This window comes from Enterococcus sp. BWB1-3 (assembly GCF_016745275.1).
Classification (GTDB): Bacteria; Bacillota; Bacilli; order Lactobacillales; family Enterococcaceae; genus Enterococcus_L.
The window spans coordinates 94,411-114,845 of the sequence record NZ_JADOEP010000002.1 but is presented as its reverse complement, the minus strand read 5'-3'; the positions used below and the strand labels follow the sequence as shown (position 1 = coordinate 114,845).

Sequence of the window (20,435 nt, the reverse complement as noted above, 5' to 3'; positions counted from 1 at the left end):
AAAACTGAGTGGAAGCATTACGATTGTGATGGTTTAATGTACCTATAATAATTTTAAGAGTAACTTTTATTCAAATAATCAGATGATAAGAATCGGTGGAATGATTATGATTAAGATTATAGTATTGCATTATAGGAAAAGGAAAGGAGGAGTTTTAGTGGAAAATAATGGATTGATGGTTGTATTAAATGAAGAACAACAACAGCAAATAATAAAAGAATTGGCACAAGAGTTACAAGAATTAAATATGAAATCTATTAAAGAAGCAAGTAAATTTCAATATGTATCAAAAAAACAGTTAGCAGAGTTATTAGATGTTTCAGAAAAAAGTGTTATGCGATTAAGAGAGCAAGGGCTACCCTATTTTTCATTTGGAAAAATTGTTCGTTACAATTTGAATGATGTGCAAGAATGGATGAGAAACTATAATAAATAAAGGTATGGAGGTATGCTGGATTTAAAAAAATAAAATTAGAAAGGAAGATGTGTATTATATGTCAGTTTCAAGTTATGAGGTAAAAAGAGGAGTTAGATGGAGGTTTGTTATTTCTCGAAGAGACCCTTTAAGTAAAAAAAGGATAGATATTTGTAGAGGCGGTTTTAGAACAAAAAGTGATGCTAGGTTAGCAGAAGCAAGATATAGAGATGATATGGAGGAGTTAGCAACAGTAAAATTAGGATATGATTCTACTGTTGATGAAGTTTTTGAATATTGGTTAGAGTTGACAAAAAAGAGAGATGTTAAGGAACAATCAATTATAGGATATGAAAGAAGGTATAAAACAGGGTTCAAAAATAAATTAGGTAGTAAAAAAATACGTAAAGTAAATTCTGTTACTATGCAAGAAATAATAGATGATTTAACACCAAGATACACAAATATGAATAATCAAGTAAGTATGATTAAATCAATTTTTGAACTGGCAAAAAATGCTGGAATAATAAGATTAAATCCGGTGGATATTGTAGTTGTACAAAAATCAAAATTAAAGAAGAAGAAAAAAGAAGAGGATAAGTATTTAACAGCAATAGAATTAAATCAATTCTTTAAAGGAATGGAAGAAAGAAATAAAACAAAAGCACAAAATAAAAACAGTCATAATCTGCAATATAAAACTCTATTCACATTATTGGTTATGACAGGCATTAGGATTGGAGAAGCATTAGCATTAAATTGGTCAGATATTAATTTAAAGGAAAAAACACTTACTATTAACAAAACTCAAGTAGAATTAAAAAGAAGGATAGAGGTTTCAAGTCCTAAGACTATAGATTCAAATCGTATCATCCCAATTTCTTCAGAATATTTATTGGAATTGTTGAAAAAGTGGAAAGTATCTCAAAAAGAAGCAGAAGAGAAATTTAATAGAGAAATCAATGAATATTCAGAGGTAGTATTTTATAATATAGCTCAAGAGAAGAGATATACAAATAGTGCAATAAATTATAAGTTAGAAGTCATATGTGAAGCAATGAAAAGAGAAAAATTTACAGCCCATGCGTTTAGGCATACGTTTATCACCTTATTAACAGAGTATGAAACAACAAAAAATAAATTAAGTAAATATGTAGGTCATACATTAAAAGATAAAACAATGACAGATGGTTATACCCATACAAGTCCAAATTATTTAGTAGAAATAGCAAATAAAGCAGATGAGGTAATTGTTCCACTAATTCAAGTGGGATGATTACTTTTTTCTTTTTTATATGCCAAAAAAGGAGCAGGCATAGGTGCAGGCATGAAAAAACTCATGTCGCTGAAACCCCTTGATACATAAGGCTTAAATTTACTACTATAAAAAACTTCGGAAATATAGTAAAATACGAAAGGAATGAAATGAAAGGTGACTGTGAGCGATGGCACAACTTTTTTTTAAATATGGCGCGATGAACAGCGGCAAAACAATTGAGATTTTAAAAGTAGCACATAACTATGAAGAACAGGACAAGCCTGTAGTGATTATGACAAGCGGTCTGGATACCCGAGATGGTGTCGGGAATGTGTCCAGCAGAATTGGCTTAAAAAGAGAAGCACTGCCGATTTTTGAAGGGACAGATGTGTTTGAATTGGTTAATGGTTTGAAGGATCGACCTTATTGTGTATTGGTTGATGAATCTCAGTTTTTGAGCAAGCATCATGTCATCGAATTTGCCAGAGTCGTTGATGAGCTGAACATCCCTGTAATGGCGTTCGGATTAAAGAACGATTTTCGTAATGAGCTGTTTGAAGGATCAAAATATCTGCTGCTTTATGCAGATAAAATTGAAGAGCTGAAAACCATTTGCTGGTTCTGCCACAAAAAGGCCATCATGAATCTTCACTATATCGACGGTCAGCCGGTCTATGAAGGTGATCAAGTGCAGATTGGCGGCAATGAAGCGTATTATCCTGTGTGCAGACATCATTACTTTCATCCAATGGAAAGAAAAGAATCTTAGTGAAGCTGTAGATAAACAGATAAGGCAGGAGCATAAAAAGTAATAGTACAAGAGAGCAGAAAAGACTGCCTCGTGGAGTAATTAATAAAAGCAAAGAAGGAGTTTAACTACATGTACGATCAGTTGCAAAGTATAGAAGATCGCTATGAAGAGCTGGGCGAGCTGTTAAGTGATCCGGAAGTCATCACTGACACGAAACGATTTATGGAGCTTTCAAAGGAAGAAGCAAATACAAGGGGAACAGTAGAGACTTATCGCCGTTATAAAACTGTGGTTGACGGTATTAGAGATACCGAAGAATTGCTGGGTGAAAATCTGGATGCTGAAATGGCTGAAATGGCCAAAGAAGAATTGTCAGATTTAAAAAAGGAAAAAGAAGAACTGGAAGAAAAAATTAAAATTTTGCTTTTGCCAAAAGATCCTAACGATGATAAAAATATTATCATGGAAATCCGGGGAGCTGCCGGCGGAGATGAAGCTGCACTGTTTGCAGGCGACCTATTTAACATGTATCAGAAATATGCTGAATCTCAGGGCTGGAAAGTGGAAGTGCTTGAAGCCAATATTACAGGAATCGGCGGTTATAAAGAAGTGATCATGATGATTAGCGGAGACAATGTATTCTCCAAGCTGAAATATGAAAGCGGCGCACACCGCGTACAGCGGGTGCCGTCAACAGAGTCACAGGGGCGTATCCATACGTCTACAGCGACGGTTGTTGTCATGCCGGAAGCAGAAGAAGTAGAAATTGATATCGCAGAAAAAGATATTCGTACAGATATTTATCATGCCAGCGGAGCGGGCGGACAGCACGTCAATAAAACTGCTTCTGCCGTTCGTCTGACACATATTCCTACCGGAGTGGTTGTTGCGATGCAGGATGAACGTTCGCAGCTTAAAAACCGGGATAAAGCAATGAAGGTTCTGCGTGCCAGAGTGTATGATATTATTCAGCAGGAAGCACAAAGCGAATATGATGCCAACCGTAAATCAGCAGTGGGCACCGGAGATCGTTCTGAACGAATCCGTACCTACAATTTCCCGCAGAATCGTGTGACAGATCATCGTATTGGGTTAACCATTCAGAAGCTGGATCAAATTCTTGCCGGCAAACTGGATGAAATCATTGATGCCTTGGTAATGTATGATCAGACATCGAAGCTGGAAGAGATGCAGAATGGGTAGAAGTTATTTTGAAGTCCTGAAACGGGCTTCTTCTTTTTTAGAAGAAGCCGGCAAAGAAGGCTATGCCATCCAGTATCTTTTTCTGGAAAGAAAAGGCTGGTCCAAAACAGACTGGCTGCTGCATATGAGAGATGCGATTTCAGCTGAGGAGGAACAGAGGCTAGAGGCAGATCTGGCGCAGCTTCTGACAGATTATCCCCCGCAGTATTTACTCGGATACAGTGAGTTTTACGGACATCGGTTTAGTGTTACAGAGCATACATTAATCCCAAGACCGGAAACTGAAGAGCTGGTGGAATACTGTCTTGAGGAAAATGGCAACAAAGAATTAACGGTAGTTGATGTAGGGACTGGAACAGGAGCTATTGCAGTCAGTCTGAAATTGGCCCGTCCTGCCTGGCAGGTAAAAGCAGTTGACTTGTCAGAAGAAGCGCTAAAAGTTGCAGAAAAAAACAGTGAAAGATTGGGAGCAGCAGTTGAATTCTTTTTGGGCAACGGGCTGGCTCCGCTAAATGGACATAGTGTTGACATTCTGATTTCCAATCCGCCGTACATCAGTACAGAGGAGTGGGCATTGATGGACGAAAGTGTACGGAAATATGAGCCCCATTTGGCTTTGCTGGCTGAAGAGAACGGTTTGGCTGTCTACAGGCAGTTGATTGAGGAAGCGAAAAGCTGCCTGGTTTCAAACGGAAAAATTTATTTTGAGATTGGTTTTCAACAAGGAGAAGCCGTCAAAAAAATGATTCAGACAGCTTTCCCGGAAAAACGTATTAGAATAAAAAAGGACCTTTCAGGGAAAGATCGAATGGTTATTGCAGATTAAACAGAGGAGGAGAGGCAGTGGAAACGCAACGATTTACTATTGAAGATATAAAAAAGGCAGCGGACTTCCTGAAAAAAGGCGCACTTGTTTCTTTTCCGACAGAGACGGTGTACGGGTTGGGTGCCAGTGCGCTCTCTGAATCCGCTGTGAAACAGGTTTATCAGGTAAAAGGGCGTCCGAGCGACAATCCTCTAATTGTTCATGTAAATGGAAAAAAAATGATGGAACAATATGTTGAAAATTTGCCGGGGATGGCAGAAACATTGATTGATCATTTTTGGCCTGGACCGCTGACACTGATTTTACCAATGAAGGAAGGAAGCTTCTCTTCTGTTGTAACTGGCGGGCTGACCACTGTTGCATTTAGAATGCCGGACCATCCATTGACACTGCAGCTGATTGAAGAAGCAGGAATTCCATTAGTCGGTCCAAGTGCCAATACCTCTGGAAAACCCAGTCCGACAACAGCGGATCATGTGTTTCATGATCTTCGAGGAAAAATCGAGGGTGTTGTCGATGGCGGTCCTACTCAAATTGGTGTGGAGTCAACAGTCCTTGATTTGTCGGATTCAATTAATGGTCCAATGATTTTACGTCCGGGAGCGGTGACAAAAGAGGAGCTGGAGCAAGTGATTGGGACGGTAAGAGTGGATAGACATTTACTGGTGGAGAAAGAAGCACCTAAGGCACCGGGAATGAAATACAAACATTATTCTCCGGATACCCCAGTCTGGATTGTTGAAAATACAGAGACAGACTGGCTGAAAGCAGTGGAGTGGGCGAACGCTCAGAATAAAAAAGCCGGAATATTTACAGATCGGAAGACGGCTGAGCGACTAGGGAATCAGGTAACAAAAATCTTCTCTTTTGGTGAGAATACAGTGGAACAAGCAACGAAGCAGCTGTTTTCAGGGTTGCGTAAGCTGGATGATGCACAGGTGGATATCATTTTTGCACCGTCATTTCCAGAAAATGGTTTAGGTGAAGCCTATATGAACCGGCTAAAAAAAGCTGCGGGGCAAAATTTTTTGAAAATCTGATCGCTTTTTTGAGTAGACTGGATTTAAGTATGATACAATCGAAACAAGAAATTATAATGAGGTGTTGTCTAAATGAGTTATGAAATATTTGATCCTGAAGTTTGGGAAGCGATTGGAAAAGAAAAAGAGCGCCAAGAAAACAATCTGGAATTGATTGCATCGGAAAATGTAGTCTCAGAAGGGGTCATGGCTGCCCAGGGAAGTATTCTGACAAACAAATATGCGGAGGGCTATCCTGGGAAACGCTACTATGGCGGGTGTGAATTTGTTGATGTGATTGAGAGTCTGGCTATTGAACGTGCCAAGGAATTATTCGGTGCAGGATTCGCCAATGTTCAGCCTCATTCTGGTTCGCAGGCAAATACAGCAGCGTATCTTTCATTAATTGAGCCTGGTGATACAGTGATGGGAATGGATTTGTCTGCGGGTGGACACTTAACCCATGGATCACCAGTGAATTTCAGCGGTAAGACATACAATTTTGTTAGTTATGGTGTCGATCCTGTAACGGAAGTAATTGATTACAATGTCGTTCGTATTCTGGCACGCGAGCATCAGCCTAAGCTGATTGTAGCCGGTGCAAGTGCATATTCGCGAACACTGGACTTTGAAAAATTCCGTGAAATTGCTGATGAAGTGGGCGCAAAATTAATGGTTGATATGGCTCATATTGCCGGACTGGTTGCGGCTGGTTTACATCCAAACCCAGTTCCTTATGCAGATATTACGACATCAACAACACATAAAACCTTACGCGGTCCTCGTGGAGGCTTGATTTTGACAAATGACGAAGAGCTGGCTAAAAAAATTAACAGTAATATTTTCCCCGGAATTCAAGGTGGTCCATTGGAACATGTTATTGCGGGCAAGGCAGTAGCGTTTAAAGAAGCATTGGATCTTGATTTTAAAGATTACAGCGAACAAGTGATAGCAAACGCCAAAGCAATGACAAAGGTCTTTAATCAGGCTCCGGAAGCACGCTTGGTAAGTGGAGCAACAGACAACCATCTTCTGCTGATAGATGTTACTGGTTTTGGTATCAATGGAAAAGAAGCTGAAACAATCTTAGATAGCGTGAATATTACAGTGAATAAAAATGCCATTCCATTTGAACAGCTGAGTCCATTTAAAACAAGCGGTATTCGTGTTGGAACCCCGGCAATTACAACCCGCGGCTTCAGAGAAGAAGATTCAGTTGAAGTGGCAAAACTGATTGTTAAGGCACTGAAAAATCGTGAAAACGAAGAAATGATGACGGAAGTTAAAGAAGCTGTAAAAGAATTGACAAAGAAACATCCGTTGTACAAATAAGCTGTGGATTTTTTCTGGATCTCTGCCAAAATTCTTGAAAACTCGTTTCTTCAATAGTTTTCAGATAGGTTTTGATAGAGGTCGGGACAAAAGCGATCAGCTCCGAGAATTAAGAAGGAATATCCGAAAATAGGTCTTCATATTTTCAAGATAGTTCGGCTTAATTCCGAAGGAGTTGCTTTTGTACCGCCGTTTATTCGGGTTTAGATATGAAGAGAGTTTGGAACTTTGATTCTGTCCCAAACTCTTTTCAATTTCACCAATAGACAAGAAACCGGATTTCGTTGAATCGACAGTTGATTCTTCTCCGGGATTTAGTGCTTTTGGAGAGGTCCATTGCTCCATATGGTTTTAAATTCGGGAGGTTGTTCAGGAATATTCATTTCTGTACGCAAAATTAAGTTTCTTTTTTGTACTGCTAACAGGTATAATAGAGAAAGATTATCTGGAGAAATTTTGATAATCTAAAAAGGAGAAAAACGAAAAGAGGAAAAGCTATGTTCATTGTATGGGGTTCAAGAGGATTTGAAAAGGATTTAGGTGAGACAGTTGTTCGTTGTACCTGTGGAAATTGTAATAACGATGTGGTAATGCAGGCAAAACAGGTTGGCAGAAAATTTACACTTTTCTGGATTCCATTATTTACGACATCTTCAACATATTATATGCTTTGTCCGATTTGTCATCATGGCAAAGAGCTGACGAAGGATATGCTTGAACGCTATCTAGTTGCGGATACAGAAACAGCTTCTGAATAAATTTTCAGGAATTGCTCAGCAGGAAAACTGGAGAGAATCTCCGTCATCAACAAATCTGTTTGATGACGGAGATTCTCTTTTTGTAGTTTTTCAGCTCCGAGACAGTACTCAGTGTACTTATCTGATGAGTGTTTATCACAGTCTCTTGCCATTTATTTGAGACCGGCCGCCGTATACAAATTATATCCATTGATAACCAGCACCAGTAAAATAATTAGGCTGTACAGCTTTTTAACTTGTTGGTCTGTTAATTTTTCACTTAATAGACCGCCGGCATACCCGCCTAGTAACGCAGCCGGAATGACTACCCAGAGAATAGTCAGATCATAAACATGAAAGCCAGTGGTTAATCCGATTGCTGACAGTTTGGCAATTTGGGAGAAAAAGATAGTAATAATGGAATACACAGTTGCCAGTTTGATTTCCATACCAAAGAATAAAATAAGTGCAGCTACATTAATCGGTCCGCCTCCGATTCCCAGAAATGTGGAAAGCATGCCTAAGGTGATTCCCACAATAAAGAATGGGAATATTCCAGATAATTTAAACTGCCTTTTCCCTCGCTGATTATAAAGCAGAACCAAAACCAAAGTCACAATCATAAAGATATTTTGAATAATTTGTACTTGCCTATCTGCTTGAAAAAATTTTAATAGAAAGCTCAATACATAATCTCCCAGAACTCCTCCAATCAGTGAACCGGCTGAAATACTTAATGCATCTCTCAAATTAATTTGAACTCCGTTTTTCAGCTGTTTATAAGTTGAAGAAACAGACATGGTGAATACTGCTGTGCTGGAATAAAAGGCTATGGCACTTAAAGAATGAAGTCCAATGAAATCCAGAACCGGTTTAATAATCACACCGCCGCCCATTCCAGAAGCAGCACCAACTGTGTTTGATAGAAAGATCGTAATAAAGTAGATGATAAGGACTCTCATAATAGTATTCCTTTCTTTTTTTCTATTATAACATGAAATATATTTTAGGAAACAAAATTTCGTTAAAAGTATTTTTTCTTATAACTTGAAATATTATTTCATAGATGGTATAGTTATATCACCAAATAGAAAACGTATACAAGGAGGAAAAGAGAATGGAAATATCATTTGGTATTATTCTGATTTTATGTTTATACACTGCTGTAGGGGTATTAGATCAAATCTCAATTCAAATCGGCCCATATACCCCATTGTTTGCTGCTGCTGTTACAGGATTGATGATGGGGGATTTAAAGACTGGTCTGGAAATCGGTGCGACGTTGCAGTTGATGACTTTAGGAGTTGCTACTTACGGAGGCGCTACAGTCCCGGATTTTCTTTCAGGGGCTATCATGGGTACAGCGTATGCGATCCTTTCAGGAAAAGGTGCGGAGTATGGAATCGGCGTTGCAGTTCCTATTGGACTTCTGTTGACACAGCTTGATATTTTGGGGCGAATGACAAATACATTCTTCCAGCATAAAGCGGATAAATACGCAGAAGAAGGTAATTATAAGGGCGTAGAGCGCTGTAATATACTGGGTATTTTCCCATGGACGATTTCTCGAGTGATTCCAGTATTTATTGGTCTGGCTTTTGGAGAGCAAGTTGTTAATGTGATCAACGAATTAATCCCAGTATGGGTAATGAATGGGTTAAAAGCAGCTGGAGCGATTTTACCGGCAATGGGTATCGCTATCCTGATGCGCTATCTTCCAATAAAAAAATATTGGCCGTATTTCATTATCGGTTTTGTCCTAATGGCATACTTCGCTGAACTGTTTTCTGTTCTTGGAGTAGCATTGGTTGGTTTGGCTTTAGCGGCACTTTATGTTATGAATCAAAATAATCGTTCAATCGCAACATCTGGTTCCGTGATCTATGAATATGATGAGGAGGTAGAAATTGATGACTGAGAAATTAACAAAAAAAGATATCAATAAAGTCTTTGTCCGTAATCTGTTTGGATTTCAATGGGGATGGAACTATGAAAAAATGCAGGGGTTGGGCTATTGTTATGTTATTATGCCGGCTCTGAAGCGCTTTTATAAAAATGATCAGGAAAAAATGAAAAAGGCGTTGAAGACACATCTCGGTTTTTTTAACACGACACCTGCTATGTCCAATTTAATTATAGGGGCAAATATGGCTTTGGAAGAAGAAATCGGTATTGAAGATGATATGGCAATTACTGGACTTAAAACAGGCTTGATGGGTCCGTTTGCCGGTGTGGGGGATACTATTTTTATTGCTATCTATCGGGCTATCGTATTTTCTATCGCTGCTTATTTAGCACAGGGAGGGCAGGCTTTTGGACTTCTAATCCCTTTAATTGCAGGAACAGCGGTGATAGGGGTTCGTTATAAGTTTACCTATCTGGGGTATAATCAGGGGAAACGACTGGCAACGGAATTTGCAGATAAGATGAAAATGTTTACTGATGCAGCGGCTATTTTAGGATTAACTGTTGTCGGCGGGTTGATTCCTGCAGTTATCAATTATAAACTGGATATAACCTATAAAATGGGCGAAGTTACTCTGTCCGTTCAGGAAATGCTGGATAAAATATTGCCTGCATTAGTACCCTTGTCTATTGTGGGGTTGTCCTATTGGCTGTTGGGGAAAAAGAAAATGAATTCTACTCGGTTGATTTTTGTGCTGATTCTCTTGGGAATGGTATTAGGAAATCTTCAGGGAATGTTTAACTGGATTGGCGGACTTATCTAAAAAATAAAGGATCAAAGGGAAAGGAAGTTTTATTATGCCGATTATTCATGCACGAGTAGATGAACGACTGATTCACGGTCAGGTTGCAACTGTCTGGACAAATAGTCTGGGCGCACAAAGGATTATGGTGGTTAGTGATTCTGCTGTTAAAGATCAAATGCAAATTGGAGCTTTAAAAATGGCAAAGCCGGCAGGAGTAAAGTTGTCTATTCTGTCAAAAAGAAAGGCTGTAGAGAAAATAACGGCTGGTAATTATAATGAAGAAAAAGTTTTTCTGATAACAAAAGATATACCTGATATGGCATATTTGATCGATCATGGTGTCCAATTGACATCATTTAATGTAGGTAACATTTCTCAAAAACCAAACAGCAGACCGATAAAAAAATCAGTTGCTTTGACAGATGAAGATGTAAAAATTATTCAGCGTTTAGTTGAAGATAAAATAAAAATAGCGGCACAAATGATTCCTTCAGAATCAGATGAGTCAATCTTAAATTTTATTAAATAGAAGGAGAGGGTGTCTGAATATGGATGCAGTCACACTAATTAAACAAAAATACAAGAATTTTTCGAAAGTAAATAGAAGAATTGCAGATCTTATTTTGAAAAATCCTTCAGAGTTATTAAAAATGACAGCCAGTGAAATTGCGATGCATAGTCAGACATCCCCAGCTTCGGTTACACGCTTTGCACGATCCATTGAATACGAGGGATTAGATGAATTAAAGATGTCTATTGCTGCTTCCCAGGGCGGAGAAAATAATAAGAAAAATGTAGATCCGATTATTTCTAAAGAGGATTCAGTAGAGCAACTGTGTGAGAAAGTTACTGCGCTGGTGAGCACCACTCTTGATGAGCTGATGTATTCTCTTGATAAAAATGAAGTGGAAAAGGCAGTTAAAAAGATAAGGAAGGCTCGTGAAATTTATCTGGTTGGGATTGGTGCTTCTTCACTGACTACGTATGATCTTTATCATAAATTTAATCGTGCAGGGAAAAAGGCGATGTTTAATTTTGATCCGCATATGAATCTGGAATTTTTAAATTATTCGACTGAAAAAGATGTGTTGATTGCTGTGTCATACAGTGGTTTAAGTAAAGAAGTATTATTGGCATGTGAAATTGCAAAGACGAATCAGACACCCATTATTTTTATTACAAGAAATGATGGAGAACGAATTCAGAAATTAAGTGACATTCTTCTGCTGGTACCGGCTAATGAACACCTAGTTCGAGTAGGAGCTATTTCCTCAATTTCTTCCTCTATGGCTGTAGGTGATATTTTATACCTTGGATTTATCCAGGATCATATTGATGAAGATCTTGCAGAACGAATGATTGGAACCAATACATTGGTAAGTAGCTTGAAGGAAGGGTAATGGAATGATGGAAATAAATCAATTGACAACAGAAACCAGAAATATAAATAGTCAGCATATTGATCGTTTGACAACTGCTGAGATGGTCAAAATTATTAATAATGAAGATAAAAAAGTAGCGGAAGCAGTTGAAAAAGCTTTGCCGGAGATTGCGAAGGCAATTGATTTAATAGCCGAGCGGTTTAAAAAAGGCGGCAGATTGATATACTGCGGTGCCGGCACATCAGGAAGATTAGGTACCTTGGATGCAATTGAACTGACACCTACTTACAGTGTTTCTCCTAAACAGGCTTTTGGTATTCTTGCCGGAGGAAAGGAAGCTATGTACGAAGCTGTTGAAGGAGCAGAAGACTCAAAAGAGTTGGCAGTTAACGATTTGAAGAGTCATCAGTTAACGGATCAGGATGTAGTCATAGCCATAGCAGCCAGCGGCAGAACCCCTTATGCGATATCTGCTGTTGAATATGGAAATCAACTAGGTGCATTGACAGTCTCAGTTACCTGTAATAAAGACGGTGTGATGAATCAGCTTGCTCAAATAGGTATTGCGGCTGTTGTTGGACCGGAAATAATTACAGGGTCAACAAGGATGAAGGCTGGTACTGCACAGAAAATGATCTTGAATATGCTGTCTACAGGCGTAATGATTAAAGCCGGTAAAGTTTATCAAAATTTGATGGTGAATGTACAACCAACCAATTTGAAATTAATTCAGCGTTCCATCTCAATTATTAGAGAAGCAACAGGTAGTGACGCTGAAACGGCAGAACAATATTTAAGAAAAGCTGAGAATCATGTAGCAGCTGCAATCGTTATGATCGAAACCGGTAGGAGTTTGTCTGAAAGTGAACAGTCGCTGAAAGAAAACAATGACCGGATTGCTCAAGCAATTAATGAGCTGCAAAAAAAATCCTGATCAGAGCGGAAAGATAATTGTTTAACAATATTCGAACGAATCAATCATCTGAGATTTTTATATCCCGGAAATATGTAAATAGAGAGGCACGGACAGTGAAACCTAAACTAATACTAATGAGCCATGGAAAGATGGCCTATGAGACCTATCAGTCAGCAAAAATGATTGTTGGAGAGCTTGCTGATATAGCTGCTGTATCCATGCAGGAGCAAGATGGAATGGCAGGAACTCAGGAGAAGCTCACAGTTCTTTTAAATGAAGCAGGAGATGCTCCTGTTCTGGTGATAGCTGATTTAAAAGGAGGAACGCCATGTAATGTTGCCATGATGGCAATGGGAATGAAAGAAAACATGCGGGTTATCTCGGGACTAAACTTGGCGATGGTTATAGAGGCAGTTCTTTCCCCTGTAGAAGAGTTGGATCTGTTGGTCTCATCTCTTTTGTCTGTTGGAAAAGAAGCTGTAACAATGATTGAACTACCTACTCTTGATGAGGATGAGTATGAAGAATAAACTGAAGAAGGTCTGAAGGAAGAGTAAAATTTTGAATAAATAGAAGGAATAAAAAATAGTTGTAAAAATTTTTTTGTAGATTTTACCGACCTGATTCAAAAGCTATTCAACTGTTGTAAATCGCATTTCAAAGCATAGGGCAGAATGGAGAATTTGTTTTGACCGGCGCCTCTTTTTGTTTTACAATAGTAAAAGAAAATGAATAGTTAGGAGATAGAAAATGGGAAAATTTCAAGTAATTGATCATCCTCTGATTCAACACAAATTAACAATCATCCGGGACAAAGACTGCGGAACAAAAGTCTTTCGCGAAGTTGTCAACGAAATTGCCATGTTAATGGCGTATGAGGTTTCCAGAGATATGCCATTGGAAGATGTTGTTATTGAAACACCAATGTGTAAAACGACTCAAAAGACTCTGTCTGGTAAAAAAGTGGCGATCGTGCCTATTTTAAGAGCTGGAATTGGAATGGTGGACGGTATCTTGGAATTGATTCCTGCAGCAAAAGTTGGACATGTAGGGATGTACCGGGATCATGATACTCTGGAACCTGTAGAATATTTTGTGAAAATGCCTGAAGATATTGATGCACGTCAGCTCTTTGTTGTAGATCCGATGCTGGCAACAGGCGGTTCTGCTATTATGGCTATTGACTCACTGAAAGAACGCGGCGGCAGCAACATCAAGTTTGTCTGTCTGGTTGCAGCTCCGGAAGGTGTTAAAGCATTGCAGGAAGCACATCCGGACATTGATATCTATACCGCAGCGCTGGATGAAAAATTAAATGATCAAGGCTACATCGTGCCTGGACTGGGCGATGCCGGGGACCGTTTGTTTGGTACAAAATAAATAAAATAGAATACTAAAATAGACCACACACTGCCAGCATTGAGCTGAACGTGTGTGGTCTGTTTTAATGTAAGTGCTGAAAAAAACAGTCAAGCTGCTTTTTTCAGTGACTACAAACTGTTTTCGAAATCCATGATAATCTGATTTTCAATATTAGAACCCCAGGTGGACATAAATTTATGGTAGACATCCCTGTTTCCCGTTGTCTGAAATCGTGTGGCAGAATCGTGTGCCAACCCTTCATTCATGTCACATTTGATCTGACCAAAGTTTACCATTCTTTTCCAGAAGGCGGCACGGCTCATTTTTGCTTCTTCTGCAATTGTATGAAAGGATTTTTTTGTATGCAGCTTTTTCAGTAAGGTGATGTCCGGCAGCATGATGATGCCGGCTGCCAAATTAGCCAGCTCTTCAATGAATAATTCATTCTCATTATAATAAGTTGGATTCTCATCCATGTTAAAGAAAGTTTGAGAGATTTCTGTTTTCGATACATCATAATGACAATGGCTTACTTCGTGACAAATACTGAAATTAAACCGGTTTTTAGAGATACGCGGATTGATAAATATTTTTATCTTATTCTTTTTCTTAACAGTTACTCCAAGAAAAAACTCCTCTTCAATCGCAGGAATATTAGTGTCGACAGCAATTCGTTCTCTTTTTAAATAATCAGATACAAACATATCAAAGGTATAGCTGGCAGGCTCCAGATTATGTTTTAATATGTACTGGTTAATCAATAAATTTGTTAAAATATAGCGAATATTTACAGCCTCGTCCATCATACAAAACTCCTAATCGTTTTCGTTTTCATCTTCATTCATCGATTGGGCGATATAGCTCATTAAGCTCTTAACCTGTTTTTTGTACTGTTCCTTCTTTGCCTCACCGACGACCTTCTCACCCTTTCTGAACATCATCAGCAAATCTGCGTATTCTTCATCAACAGCTGACTTGTCAAGCGAGTCTGTTCGACCCAGTAAATAGTCAATGGACACTTGGAAGTGGTCCGCCAGCTTGTCAAGAACTTCACTGGGGACATTTGTGATGGTGCCTCGTTCATAATTTGAAATGTTTTCTCTTTTCATACCGAGAATGTCTGCAAGTTCTTGTTGAGACATTTTATTGGCGGTTCGTAATTCTTTAATTCTCGAAGCTAAAGAACCCATAATTTTTTCTCCTCTATTCAATTTTGAAGAAGTCTTTCACAGGCTTCCGTGTAATCTCTGCATCTGGAGTGCCTGATAGAACAGGAAGCAAACGCAACAGATTAAAAGCTTCTTCTCTTTTTTAAGGTACTGTTTTCCTCAATTATTGGTGAATAACATTTACTTTTAAGAAATAATTAAAAGCAGTTGCGTAATTATTAATTACATGATAGAATAGTTTTTGTAACTGATAATTACTCTATTCCTCTTGAATCTATTATAAAACGTAATTGTAAATTACGCAAGTAGGAAGTTGAATGTATTGTTCTTAAGAGAGGAGGTATCATTTGTAGGATTCGTCCTGTCTTTTAACCAGACCCAAAAAAAGGGAAAAGAAAGGGACGTTTGCATGGTGGATTACAAGAAAGAGATTTGCATTCTGATTCAGGAAATTTCCAATGCAGCTCTGCTGGAAAGGGTGTATAAGATGCTGCTGCTGGTAAAAATTAAGTCAGAAAAGAAAGATTGAGTCACTCAGAATACATTAGAAGATAATGGAAAACAAACTGCTTTTTTGCCCTGAAAAGTAAGTTGTATTTATAGAAATTATCAGATCAGCTGAAGTAACTAAAAAATGAAACCTTAAGTACACAAAATGAAGTTGGTACAAAAGCTCTAAGCTCCGAGAATTAAGAAGGAATATCCGAAAATTGTCAAGGAACACTATTCATAGAATGAATAGCTGAGAATGGATACACTCCGCTGCGCTTCGATCCCATCAACTTCTGCGTATGAAACATACGAGAGTTGACAGGCTTCACTAGGATTGCTTTAGCAGAGTAGATGAAGTCCTGTTATCTACTCGGTGAAGGATCTGGAGCTCCTTATATTTTCAGGATCGTTCGGCTTAATTCCGAAGGAGCTGCTCCTGCGGTTACTCGTCGCAAAAAGAATTTTTGCTTTTGTACCGCCATTTATTCGGGTTTAGATATGAAGAGAGTTTGGAACTTTATTTCCGTCCCAAACTCTCTAATAAAATAGTTTCTCAATCTTTTATTTTTAGCAGAGAATCAACCAGATTCTCAACAACGATTAAGTCTTTATCATCAAGCAATGCTATTTTTTTCATCAAGTCATTATGCTTATTGGAATTGCCAAGTAGGAAATCACTCGCAGCCTCCATCAACAGGTCCTCAGATTTTATTTCATCAGACCGCTCTGCCGAGATATCTTCATAGCCCATCAGCCAGGTTTCGTTAACATCCAATGCTTTTGCAAGCAAAAAGATCTTGTCTTGTTTTGCTTCATAATCACCTTTTAAATAGGCACTGATCAGAGCACGAGATACGCCGCTTTTTTTAGAAAGCGTGATTTGTTTCATATTTCGCATTTCGAGTGCCTGTCGCAAGCGTTGAGCAAATGAAACTTTTTTCATTTTTACTACCTCCTATAGTGGATTATAAAGAAAACTGGACTTTAAAGCAAGAGATTTTCAATATAATTCAGTTTTTCTTGACAAGATTTTTTTTGATGTTAAACTTCTGTTTGTCAATAAAACTTGATTTATATTTAGAGTGAAATGGGGGGAATGACTTGCAGCAGTTAAAATTTGATTATGGAAGACTGGAAAAGAAAGTCGCTCAGAGTTTTGACTCATCTGATGAATTTCTTCAGCGTATTCAGATGAATGGAGAGTGCTGGTACAGACGGATAAACGAGGGTACATTTTTCAGACAATCTGAGATTGCCACAATTTGTGACGTACTAAAAATTGAAAACAGTGAGATAGCAGATTATTTTTTTTATATCGAAAATCAAGAAAACTTGATAAATGTTGATAAGCAAATCATTTCTAAAACGAGTAGAGCAATAGAAAGAGAAGAAGGACTACTACAAGGAAAGGCTGCAGCAGATTACTGGTATCACATTTATGAGCCATTAATCAGAATCCGGCAATTTATTGAAAGAATAGAAAAGCAGGATATACCAGCGGATAATCCAGAAAAATGAAAGTAGTAAATTTCTACAGCGGAAAGACTGGATGACCATTTGAACAGGAGGGCATCGGACACTCAGCAGCAATACGAGTTTCTTTGAAATTAATTTGACCAGTCGTACTTTTATAAACTATGAACGATTATATAAAACCAATAATTATTGAGATGAGGGAAGAGAAATGGAACAAATTAAGACGATAGAAGATTTTTGGAAAGCAATTGATGAATACAGACAAACGAGAGGCATTTCCTGGAAAAAATTAATGGGTGCCAATGCAGGACTAGCTGCTGCCGGGAAAATGAATCCTACACTGACCAAGCTTCTTCATATACAGGAACTGTTGGGGATTAATCTGTTTTATCTAATGACCGTCAATAATTTTGAACCGGAGGAAGTAATTATTAAAAATCCGGAAACAGCTAAAAAGATGGCACGGATTTATCAGCTTATAGTGGATGACAGCTGGATGGAAGATGAAGCGATTGTTCGTCGGGTTCAGGAGCTGGGAGAAACAATTATTTAAGTGAGGAGGAGAAGGCTGTGAGAAAGTCAACATTTAATTATATTAAGGATATTTTGGGGGATTACTACAAAACAGATGAGTACATAAAACAACGGGAAGAAGAACTTCGTTATCCTCATAGAGAAAGCGACTTGAATGCAGGAATCAAGGGGACAAGAGCGGGGTACCATGTTCAAGATAACTTGATGATTACGATCGAACAGGATAAACGTTTATATGCGCTTGAACGAAACAAACGTGTAATTGCAGAAGCGCTTGAAGAAGCAGATGAAAATACTAGAGTGATTATTCAGGAGCTGTATATGAAGAAGTATTCACACTATACATTGGCTGGGCTCATCCAGCAGCAAAAAATCTTTGTCAGTAAAACAAAGGCCTACGAACTGAGAAATCTTTTTTTCCAGACGATTGCAGATGAATTGGAAATCTATTGACGGAAAAAACACGGAATTTTGACGGGTGTTTCTGCACTAAACTGATAGTATCAGGAAAGCATCGATCTGCGTTATAAAGTGTATGAAGAAAAATCATAGTGTTTTAATTGCAGCTGTATTTAGCTCTTTAAGATCTGATTACATGAGCAGACTCATTGATATGAATTTGCAGGTTATAACAAAATAAGAAAAATGTTGCGGAAAAAATGCGGAATTTTGAGCCCTGTTTTTAGCCTAAACTAGTATTATCAGCAGTGGGTGGGACAATCTTTGTTTGTCTCGGGTTAACAGTTAATTGCCAATTCCACTGTTTCAGGAACAGCTAGTGTGATTGCCAGTCTCACTAAGATAAATAAACTAGTGAGGTGGTATGCGAACCGCCAATCTGATGCATTAGCACTCATTCATTCCTGTATTAAAAGCTTGCTTCTACGAATGCTGGTCGCATGTCTTAGGGTATGTAAGAACATGCTCCAACGCTTTTTCGGATGATCGTCGCATGTCTGAGGGGTATGTAAAAACATGCTTCTACGAATGCTCGGCGCATGTCTTTTGGTCATACAAGACATGCTATATGCGCAGCTCCAATGAATGTGTAGACTTCAATCTTAAATAGGAGATAGCTAACCGCAGAGACAGAAGTATTCAGATTCAAACACCAGGTAGGGAACATGCATCAGCTATTTTTCAATAAACTAGGGCGTGTCTGAAAAGTTAGTGGTATTCAAATTTTTCAGTGATTTTTGTTGAAATCAAGGAAGAAAACGCAGCTTATGTGGTTCATAAGCGAGTATTTATGATGAGGAGTTCGATAAAAATCATCAAACTATTTGCCGCTTGAGTTTTCAGATACCCCCTAGTGATTCTTAATAATTTCTGCTTATTGTCGAAGAAGGTTCTTCTGTCCGGCTGTTTAGCTTGATTCTGAATAGGCTAAAAATAGGAGAAATCACCTGATTAAGAAAAAATTATTTGCGGAAAAAGTCCGGAATTTTGACTACTGGTTTTCATTTAAACTAAAAACAGTAAGAGAACAGCAGGAGGTTTTGTAAAAAGCAAAAGCATACTGCAAGGTACAAATAATTTTCCGAAGGTAGGGACAGAACGTATGAGTAAACAGTATAAGCTGATTGATTCAGTTCATACACGAACCACATTAAATGTTGCCCGCAACCATAATGGTGCAGTGAAGTATGAGCATGTTACTCTGTTTCCAGCTCAGAGCTATGAACTGGAGGAGGATCCATTATTTATCCAGTCATTGAAAAATGCAGAAATTAAAAGGAAGTATTCGAAAACGCTTGTCAATGAACTGGATGCTTTGGGCATTTCTTATAAAGAATCAAGCTGTAAATCCTGTGGAGGAAAAGTGAAGCAGATTTCTTATAAGGTTGTGGAAATCGTTGAAGAATAAAGCAGATTGACTAGGGCGTGCCTGAAAAGTTAGTGGGATTCGAATTTTTCAGTGATTTTTGTTGAAATCAAGGAAGAAAACACAGCTTATGTGGGTCATAAGTGAGTATTTATGACGAGGAGTTCGATAAAAATCATCAAACTATTTGCCGCTTGAGTTTTCAGACACCTCCTAATGATTGCATACTCTAAAATCATTTTCCAATAAATAAAGTATAGATAAAGGTGGGGATAGATGAGATGAACATCCAATTTCTGGGTATAAAAAATCAGATAAGGAAAAGAGGCTGCTCTTCTTGTGGCGGCAGACAAGTATCAAAGCATACCTTTCAGCGAGAAACACGAATGGTTTTGCCTGGTGGACAGACAAAGACATTTTATGCAGGAGAGACGTATGAAGTGAATGAGGTCATCGGGAAATTTTTACTCGAACAAACGTACACACTGAATGGAACCTCTGTTGTCCTGTTCAAAGAAGTATAACATTTTTTTAACAGTATTATTTGCTGAGTGATGAAAACAGGCATTCACACTAGTTGATGTCAAAAGATTGAGTTCCTCAGCAGCTTAAAATCAGAAAAAAAGAGGATTATTCTGCTTCAGATGAGAAAGAGGCAGTGGAAAACTGCGCCATTTATCAATGAACAGGGAATCATCTTTTTATCATAATGGACATCTTCCGTCTGCGATCAGGGCAAAAACAGGTGAGATCATCAGACTGAATCAGTGATGACGGAGAAGTTCATATCATATATGTTGTTCGAACACTATTCAAACGGTTGGTTCGTTCACAACACAGAGCTGTCAAGGCAGTCAAAATAAAAGGAGGAAAAAAAATGGCAAAAGAGAAAAAGACAAAAGAAGCAGCTAAAAAAAGTGCAGTAAATGCTCAGGCATTTATTCAGGGCAAGCTTCAAACATTGAATCAAAAAAATGGTGGAAGATATGAACGAGATGCAACACGTGTCGTTCAAAACAATCAATAA

The 20,435-nt window shown here is 38.3% G+C and carries 25 protein-coding genes; 21 read left to right on the top strand and 4 right to left on the bottom strand.

Features of this window, described 5'->3' with window-relative positions; all coding sequences use genetic code 11:
• Window positions 1-157: 157 nt before the first annotated feature.
• The 8 genes from IW492_RS18260 (at window position 158) to IW492_RS02035 (ending at window position 7,562) form a co-directional block, all read left to right on the top strand.
• Complete coding sequence (locus IW492_RS18260) at window positions 158-436, top strand: helix-turn-helix domain-containing protein (RefSeq protein WP_202064616.1); 279 nt, start codon at window positions 158-160, stop codon at window positions 434-436.
• Between the two features lie 58 nt (window positions 437-494).
• Window positions 495-1,691, top strand: a complete 1,197-nt coding sequence (locus IW492_RS02065; protein WP_202064615.1) for a tyrosine-type recombinase/integrase — start codon at window positions 495-497, stop codon at window positions 1,689-1,691.
• A 169-nt stretch (window positions 1,692-1,860) separates the two neighbouring features.
• The gene (locus IW492_RS02060; RefSeq protein ID WP_202064614.1) at window positions 1,861-2,442 is read left to right on the top strand and encodes a thymidine kinase; all 582 of its coding nucleotides are present in this window, start codon (window positions 1,861-1,863) and stop codon (window positions 2,440-2,442) included.
• A gap of 111 nt (window positions 2,443-2,553) precedes the next feature.
• Window positions 2,554-3,627 carry a peptide chain release factor 1 gene (prfA, locus tag IW492_RS02055; RefSeq protein WP_202064613.1) on the top strand — a complete coding sequence of 358 codons (1,074 nt, stop codon included), beginning with the start codon at window positions 2,554-2,556 and terminating at the stop codon, window positions 3,625-3,627.
• Window positions 3,620-4,453, top strand: coding sequence for a peptide chain release factor N(5)-glutamine methyltransferase (gene prmC / locus IW492_RS02050; protein WP_202064611.1), 834 nt, complete (start codon window positions 3,620-3,622; stop codon window positions 4,451-4,453). Before prfA ends, prmC begins: the two co-directional genes overlap by 8 nt.
• Window positions 4,454-4,470: 17 nt before the next feature.
• On the top strand, window positions 4,471-5,493 hold the full coding sequence (locus IW492_RS02045; protein ID WP_202064610.1) for an L-threonylcarbamoyladenylate synthase: 1,023 nt from the start codon (window positions 4,471-4,473) through the stop codon (window positions 5,491-5,493).
• A 72-nt stretch (window positions 5,494-5,565) separates the two neighbouring features.
• Window positions 5,566-6,804: a serine hydroxymethyltransferase gene (gene glyA, locus IW492_RS02040; RefSeq protein WP_202064608.1), complete on the top strand. Its 1,239-nt coding sequence runs from the start codon at window positions 5,566-5,568 to the stop codon at window positions 6,802-6,804.
• 497 nt (window positions 6,805-7,301) lie between these two features.
• Complete coding sequence (locus IW492_RS02035) at window positions 7,302-7,562, top strand: zinc-ribbon domain-containing protein (protein WP_202064606.1); 261 nt, start codon at window positions 7,302-7,304, stop codon at window positions 7,560-7,562.
• Window positions 7,563-7,714: 152 nt separating this feature from the next.
• Here the strand turns inward: IW492_RS02035 and IW492_RS02030 are convergent, their stop codons facing one another.
• Complete coding sequence (locus IW492_RS02030) at window positions 7,715-8,503, bottom strand: sulfite exporter TauE/SafE family protein (protein WP_202064605.1); 789 nt, start codon at window positions 8,501-8,503, stop codon at window positions 7,715-7,717.
• Between the two features lie 155 nt (window positions 8,504-8,658).
• Between IW492_RS02030 and IW492_RS02025 the strand changes: the two genes are divergently transcribed.
• The 7 genes from IW492_RS02025 to upp all read left to right on the top strand — a co-directional run bounded on the left by IW492_RS02025 (window position 8,659) and on the right by upp (window position 13,930).
• On the top strand, window positions 8,659-9,459 hold the full coding sequence (locus IW492_RS02025) for a PTS mannose/fructose/sorbose/N-acetylgalactosamine transporter subunit IIC (RefSeq protein ID WP_202064604.1): 801 nt from the start codon (window positions 8,659-8,661) through the stop codon (window positions 9,457-9,459).
• Window positions 9,452-10,270, top strand: coding sequence for a PTS system mannose/fructose/sorbose family transporter subunit IID (locus tag IW492_RS02020; RefSeq protein WP_202064603.1), 819 nt, complete (start codon window positions 9,452-9,454; stop codon window positions 10,268-10,270). The genes IW492_RS02025 and IW492_RS02020 overlap by 8 nt, the downstream gene beginning before the upstream one ends.
• A 34-nt stretch (window positions 10,271-10,304) precedes the next feature.
• Window positions 10,305-10,781: a PTS system mannose/fructose/N-acetylgalactosamine-transporter subunit IIB gene (locus IW492_RS02015; RefSeq protein WP_202064602.1), complete on the top strand. Its 477-nt coding sequence runs from the start codon at window positions 10,305-10,307 to the stop codon at window positions 10,779-10,781.
• Between the two features lie 19 nt (window positions 10,782-10,800).
• Window positions 10,801-11,652, top strand: a complete 852-nt coding sequence (locus IW492_RS02010) for a MurR/RpiR family transcriptional regulator (protein WP_202064601.1) — start codon at window positions 10,801-10,803, stop codon at window positions 11,650-11,652.
• 7 nt (window positions 11,653-11,659) lie between these two features.
• Window positions 11,660-12,568 (top strand): N-acetylmuramic acid 6-phosphate etherase, encoded by a 909-nt coding sequence (gene murQ, locus IW492_RS02005; protein ID WP_202065034.1) that lies wholly within the window; start codon window positions 11,660-11,662, stop codon window positions 12,566-12,568.
• A 95-nt stretch (window positions 12,569-12,663) separates the two neighbouring features.
• Complete coding sequence (locus tag IW492_RS02000) at window positions 12,664-13,080, top strand: PTS sugar transporter subunit IIA (protein WP_229441711.1); 417 nt, start codon at window positions 12,664-12,666, stop codon at window positions 13,078-13,080.
• Between the two features lie 220 nt (window positions 13,081-13,300).
• Complete coding sequence (gene upp, locus IW492_RS01995; protein WP_202064600.1) at window positions 13,301-13,930, top strand: uracil phosphoribosyltransferase; 630 nt, start codon at window positions 13,301-13,303, stop codon at window positions 13,928-13,930.
• A 110-nt stretch (window positions 13,931-14,040) separates the two neighbouring features.
• Here upp and IW492_RS01990 read toward each other — a convergent pair whose 3' ends face one another.
• From IW492_RS01990 to IW492_RS01980, 3 genes are all read right to left on the bottom strand, one after another.
• On the bottom strand, window positions 14,041-14,715 hold the full coding sequence (locus tag IW492_RS01990) for an ImmA/IrrE family metallo-endopeptidase (RefSeq protein ID WP_202064599.1): 675 nt from the start codon (window positions 14,713-14,715) through the stop codon (window positions 14,041-14,043).
• Between the two features lie 12 nt (window positions 14,716-14,727).
• Window positions 14,728-15,102, bottom strand: a complete 375-nt coding sequence (locus IW492_RS01985) for a helix-turn-helix domain-containing protein (RefSeq protein ID WP_202064595.1) — start codon at window positions 15,100-15,102, stop codon at window positions 14,728-14,730.
• A gap of 1,024 nt (window positions 15,103-16,126) precedes the next feature.
• Window positions 16,127-16,516, bottom strand: a complete 390-nt coding sequence (locus IW492_RS01980) for a helix-turn-helix domain-containing protein (RefSeq protein ID WP_202064593.1) — start codon at window positions 16,514-16,516, stop codon at window positions 16,127-16,129.
• A gap of 158 nt (window positions 16,517-16,674) precedes the next feature.
• Here IW492_RS01980 and IW492_RS01975 point away from each other — a divergent pair, with 158 nt between their 5' ends.
• From IW492_RS01975 to IW492_RS01950, 6 genes are all read left to right on the top strand, one after another.
• Entirely contained in the window at window positions 16,675-17,091 is a 417-nt protein-coding gene (locus tag IW492_RS01975) for a hypothetical protein (protein WP_202064591.1), read from the top strand.
• A 166-nt stretch (window positions 17,092-17,257) separates the two neighbouring features.
• Complete coding sequence (locus IW492_RS01970) at window positions 17,258-17,602, top strand: hypothetical protein (RefSeq protein WP_229441706.1); 345 nt, start codon at window positions 17,258-17,260, stop codon at window positions 17,600-17,602.
• 17 nt (window positions 17,603-17,619) lie between these two features.
• Entirely contained in the window at window positions 17,620-18,036 is a 417-nt protein-coding gene (locus IW492_RS01965) for a transcriptional regulator (RefSeq protein WP_202064589.1), read from the top strand.
• Between the two features lie 1,108 nt (window positions 18,037-19,144).
• Window positions 19,145-19,450: a hypothetical protein gene (locus IW492_RS01960; protein ID WP_202064587.1), complete on the top strand. Its 306-nt coding sequence runs from the start codon at window positions 19,145-19,147 to the stop codon at window positions 19,448-19,450.
• Between the two features lie 239 nt (window positions 19,451-19,689).
• Window positions 19,690-19,932 carry a hypothetical protein gene (locus IW492_RS01955; RefSeq protein WP_202064585.1) on the top strand — a complete coding sequence of 81 codons (243 nt, stop codon included), beginning with the start codon at window positions 19,690-19,692 and terminating at the stop codon, window positions 19,930-19,932.
• 353 nt (window positions 19,933-20,285) lie between these two features.
• Entirely contained in the window at window positions 20,286-20,435 is a 150-nt protein-coding gene (locus IW492_RS01950) for a hypothetical protein (protein WP_202064584.1), read from the top strand.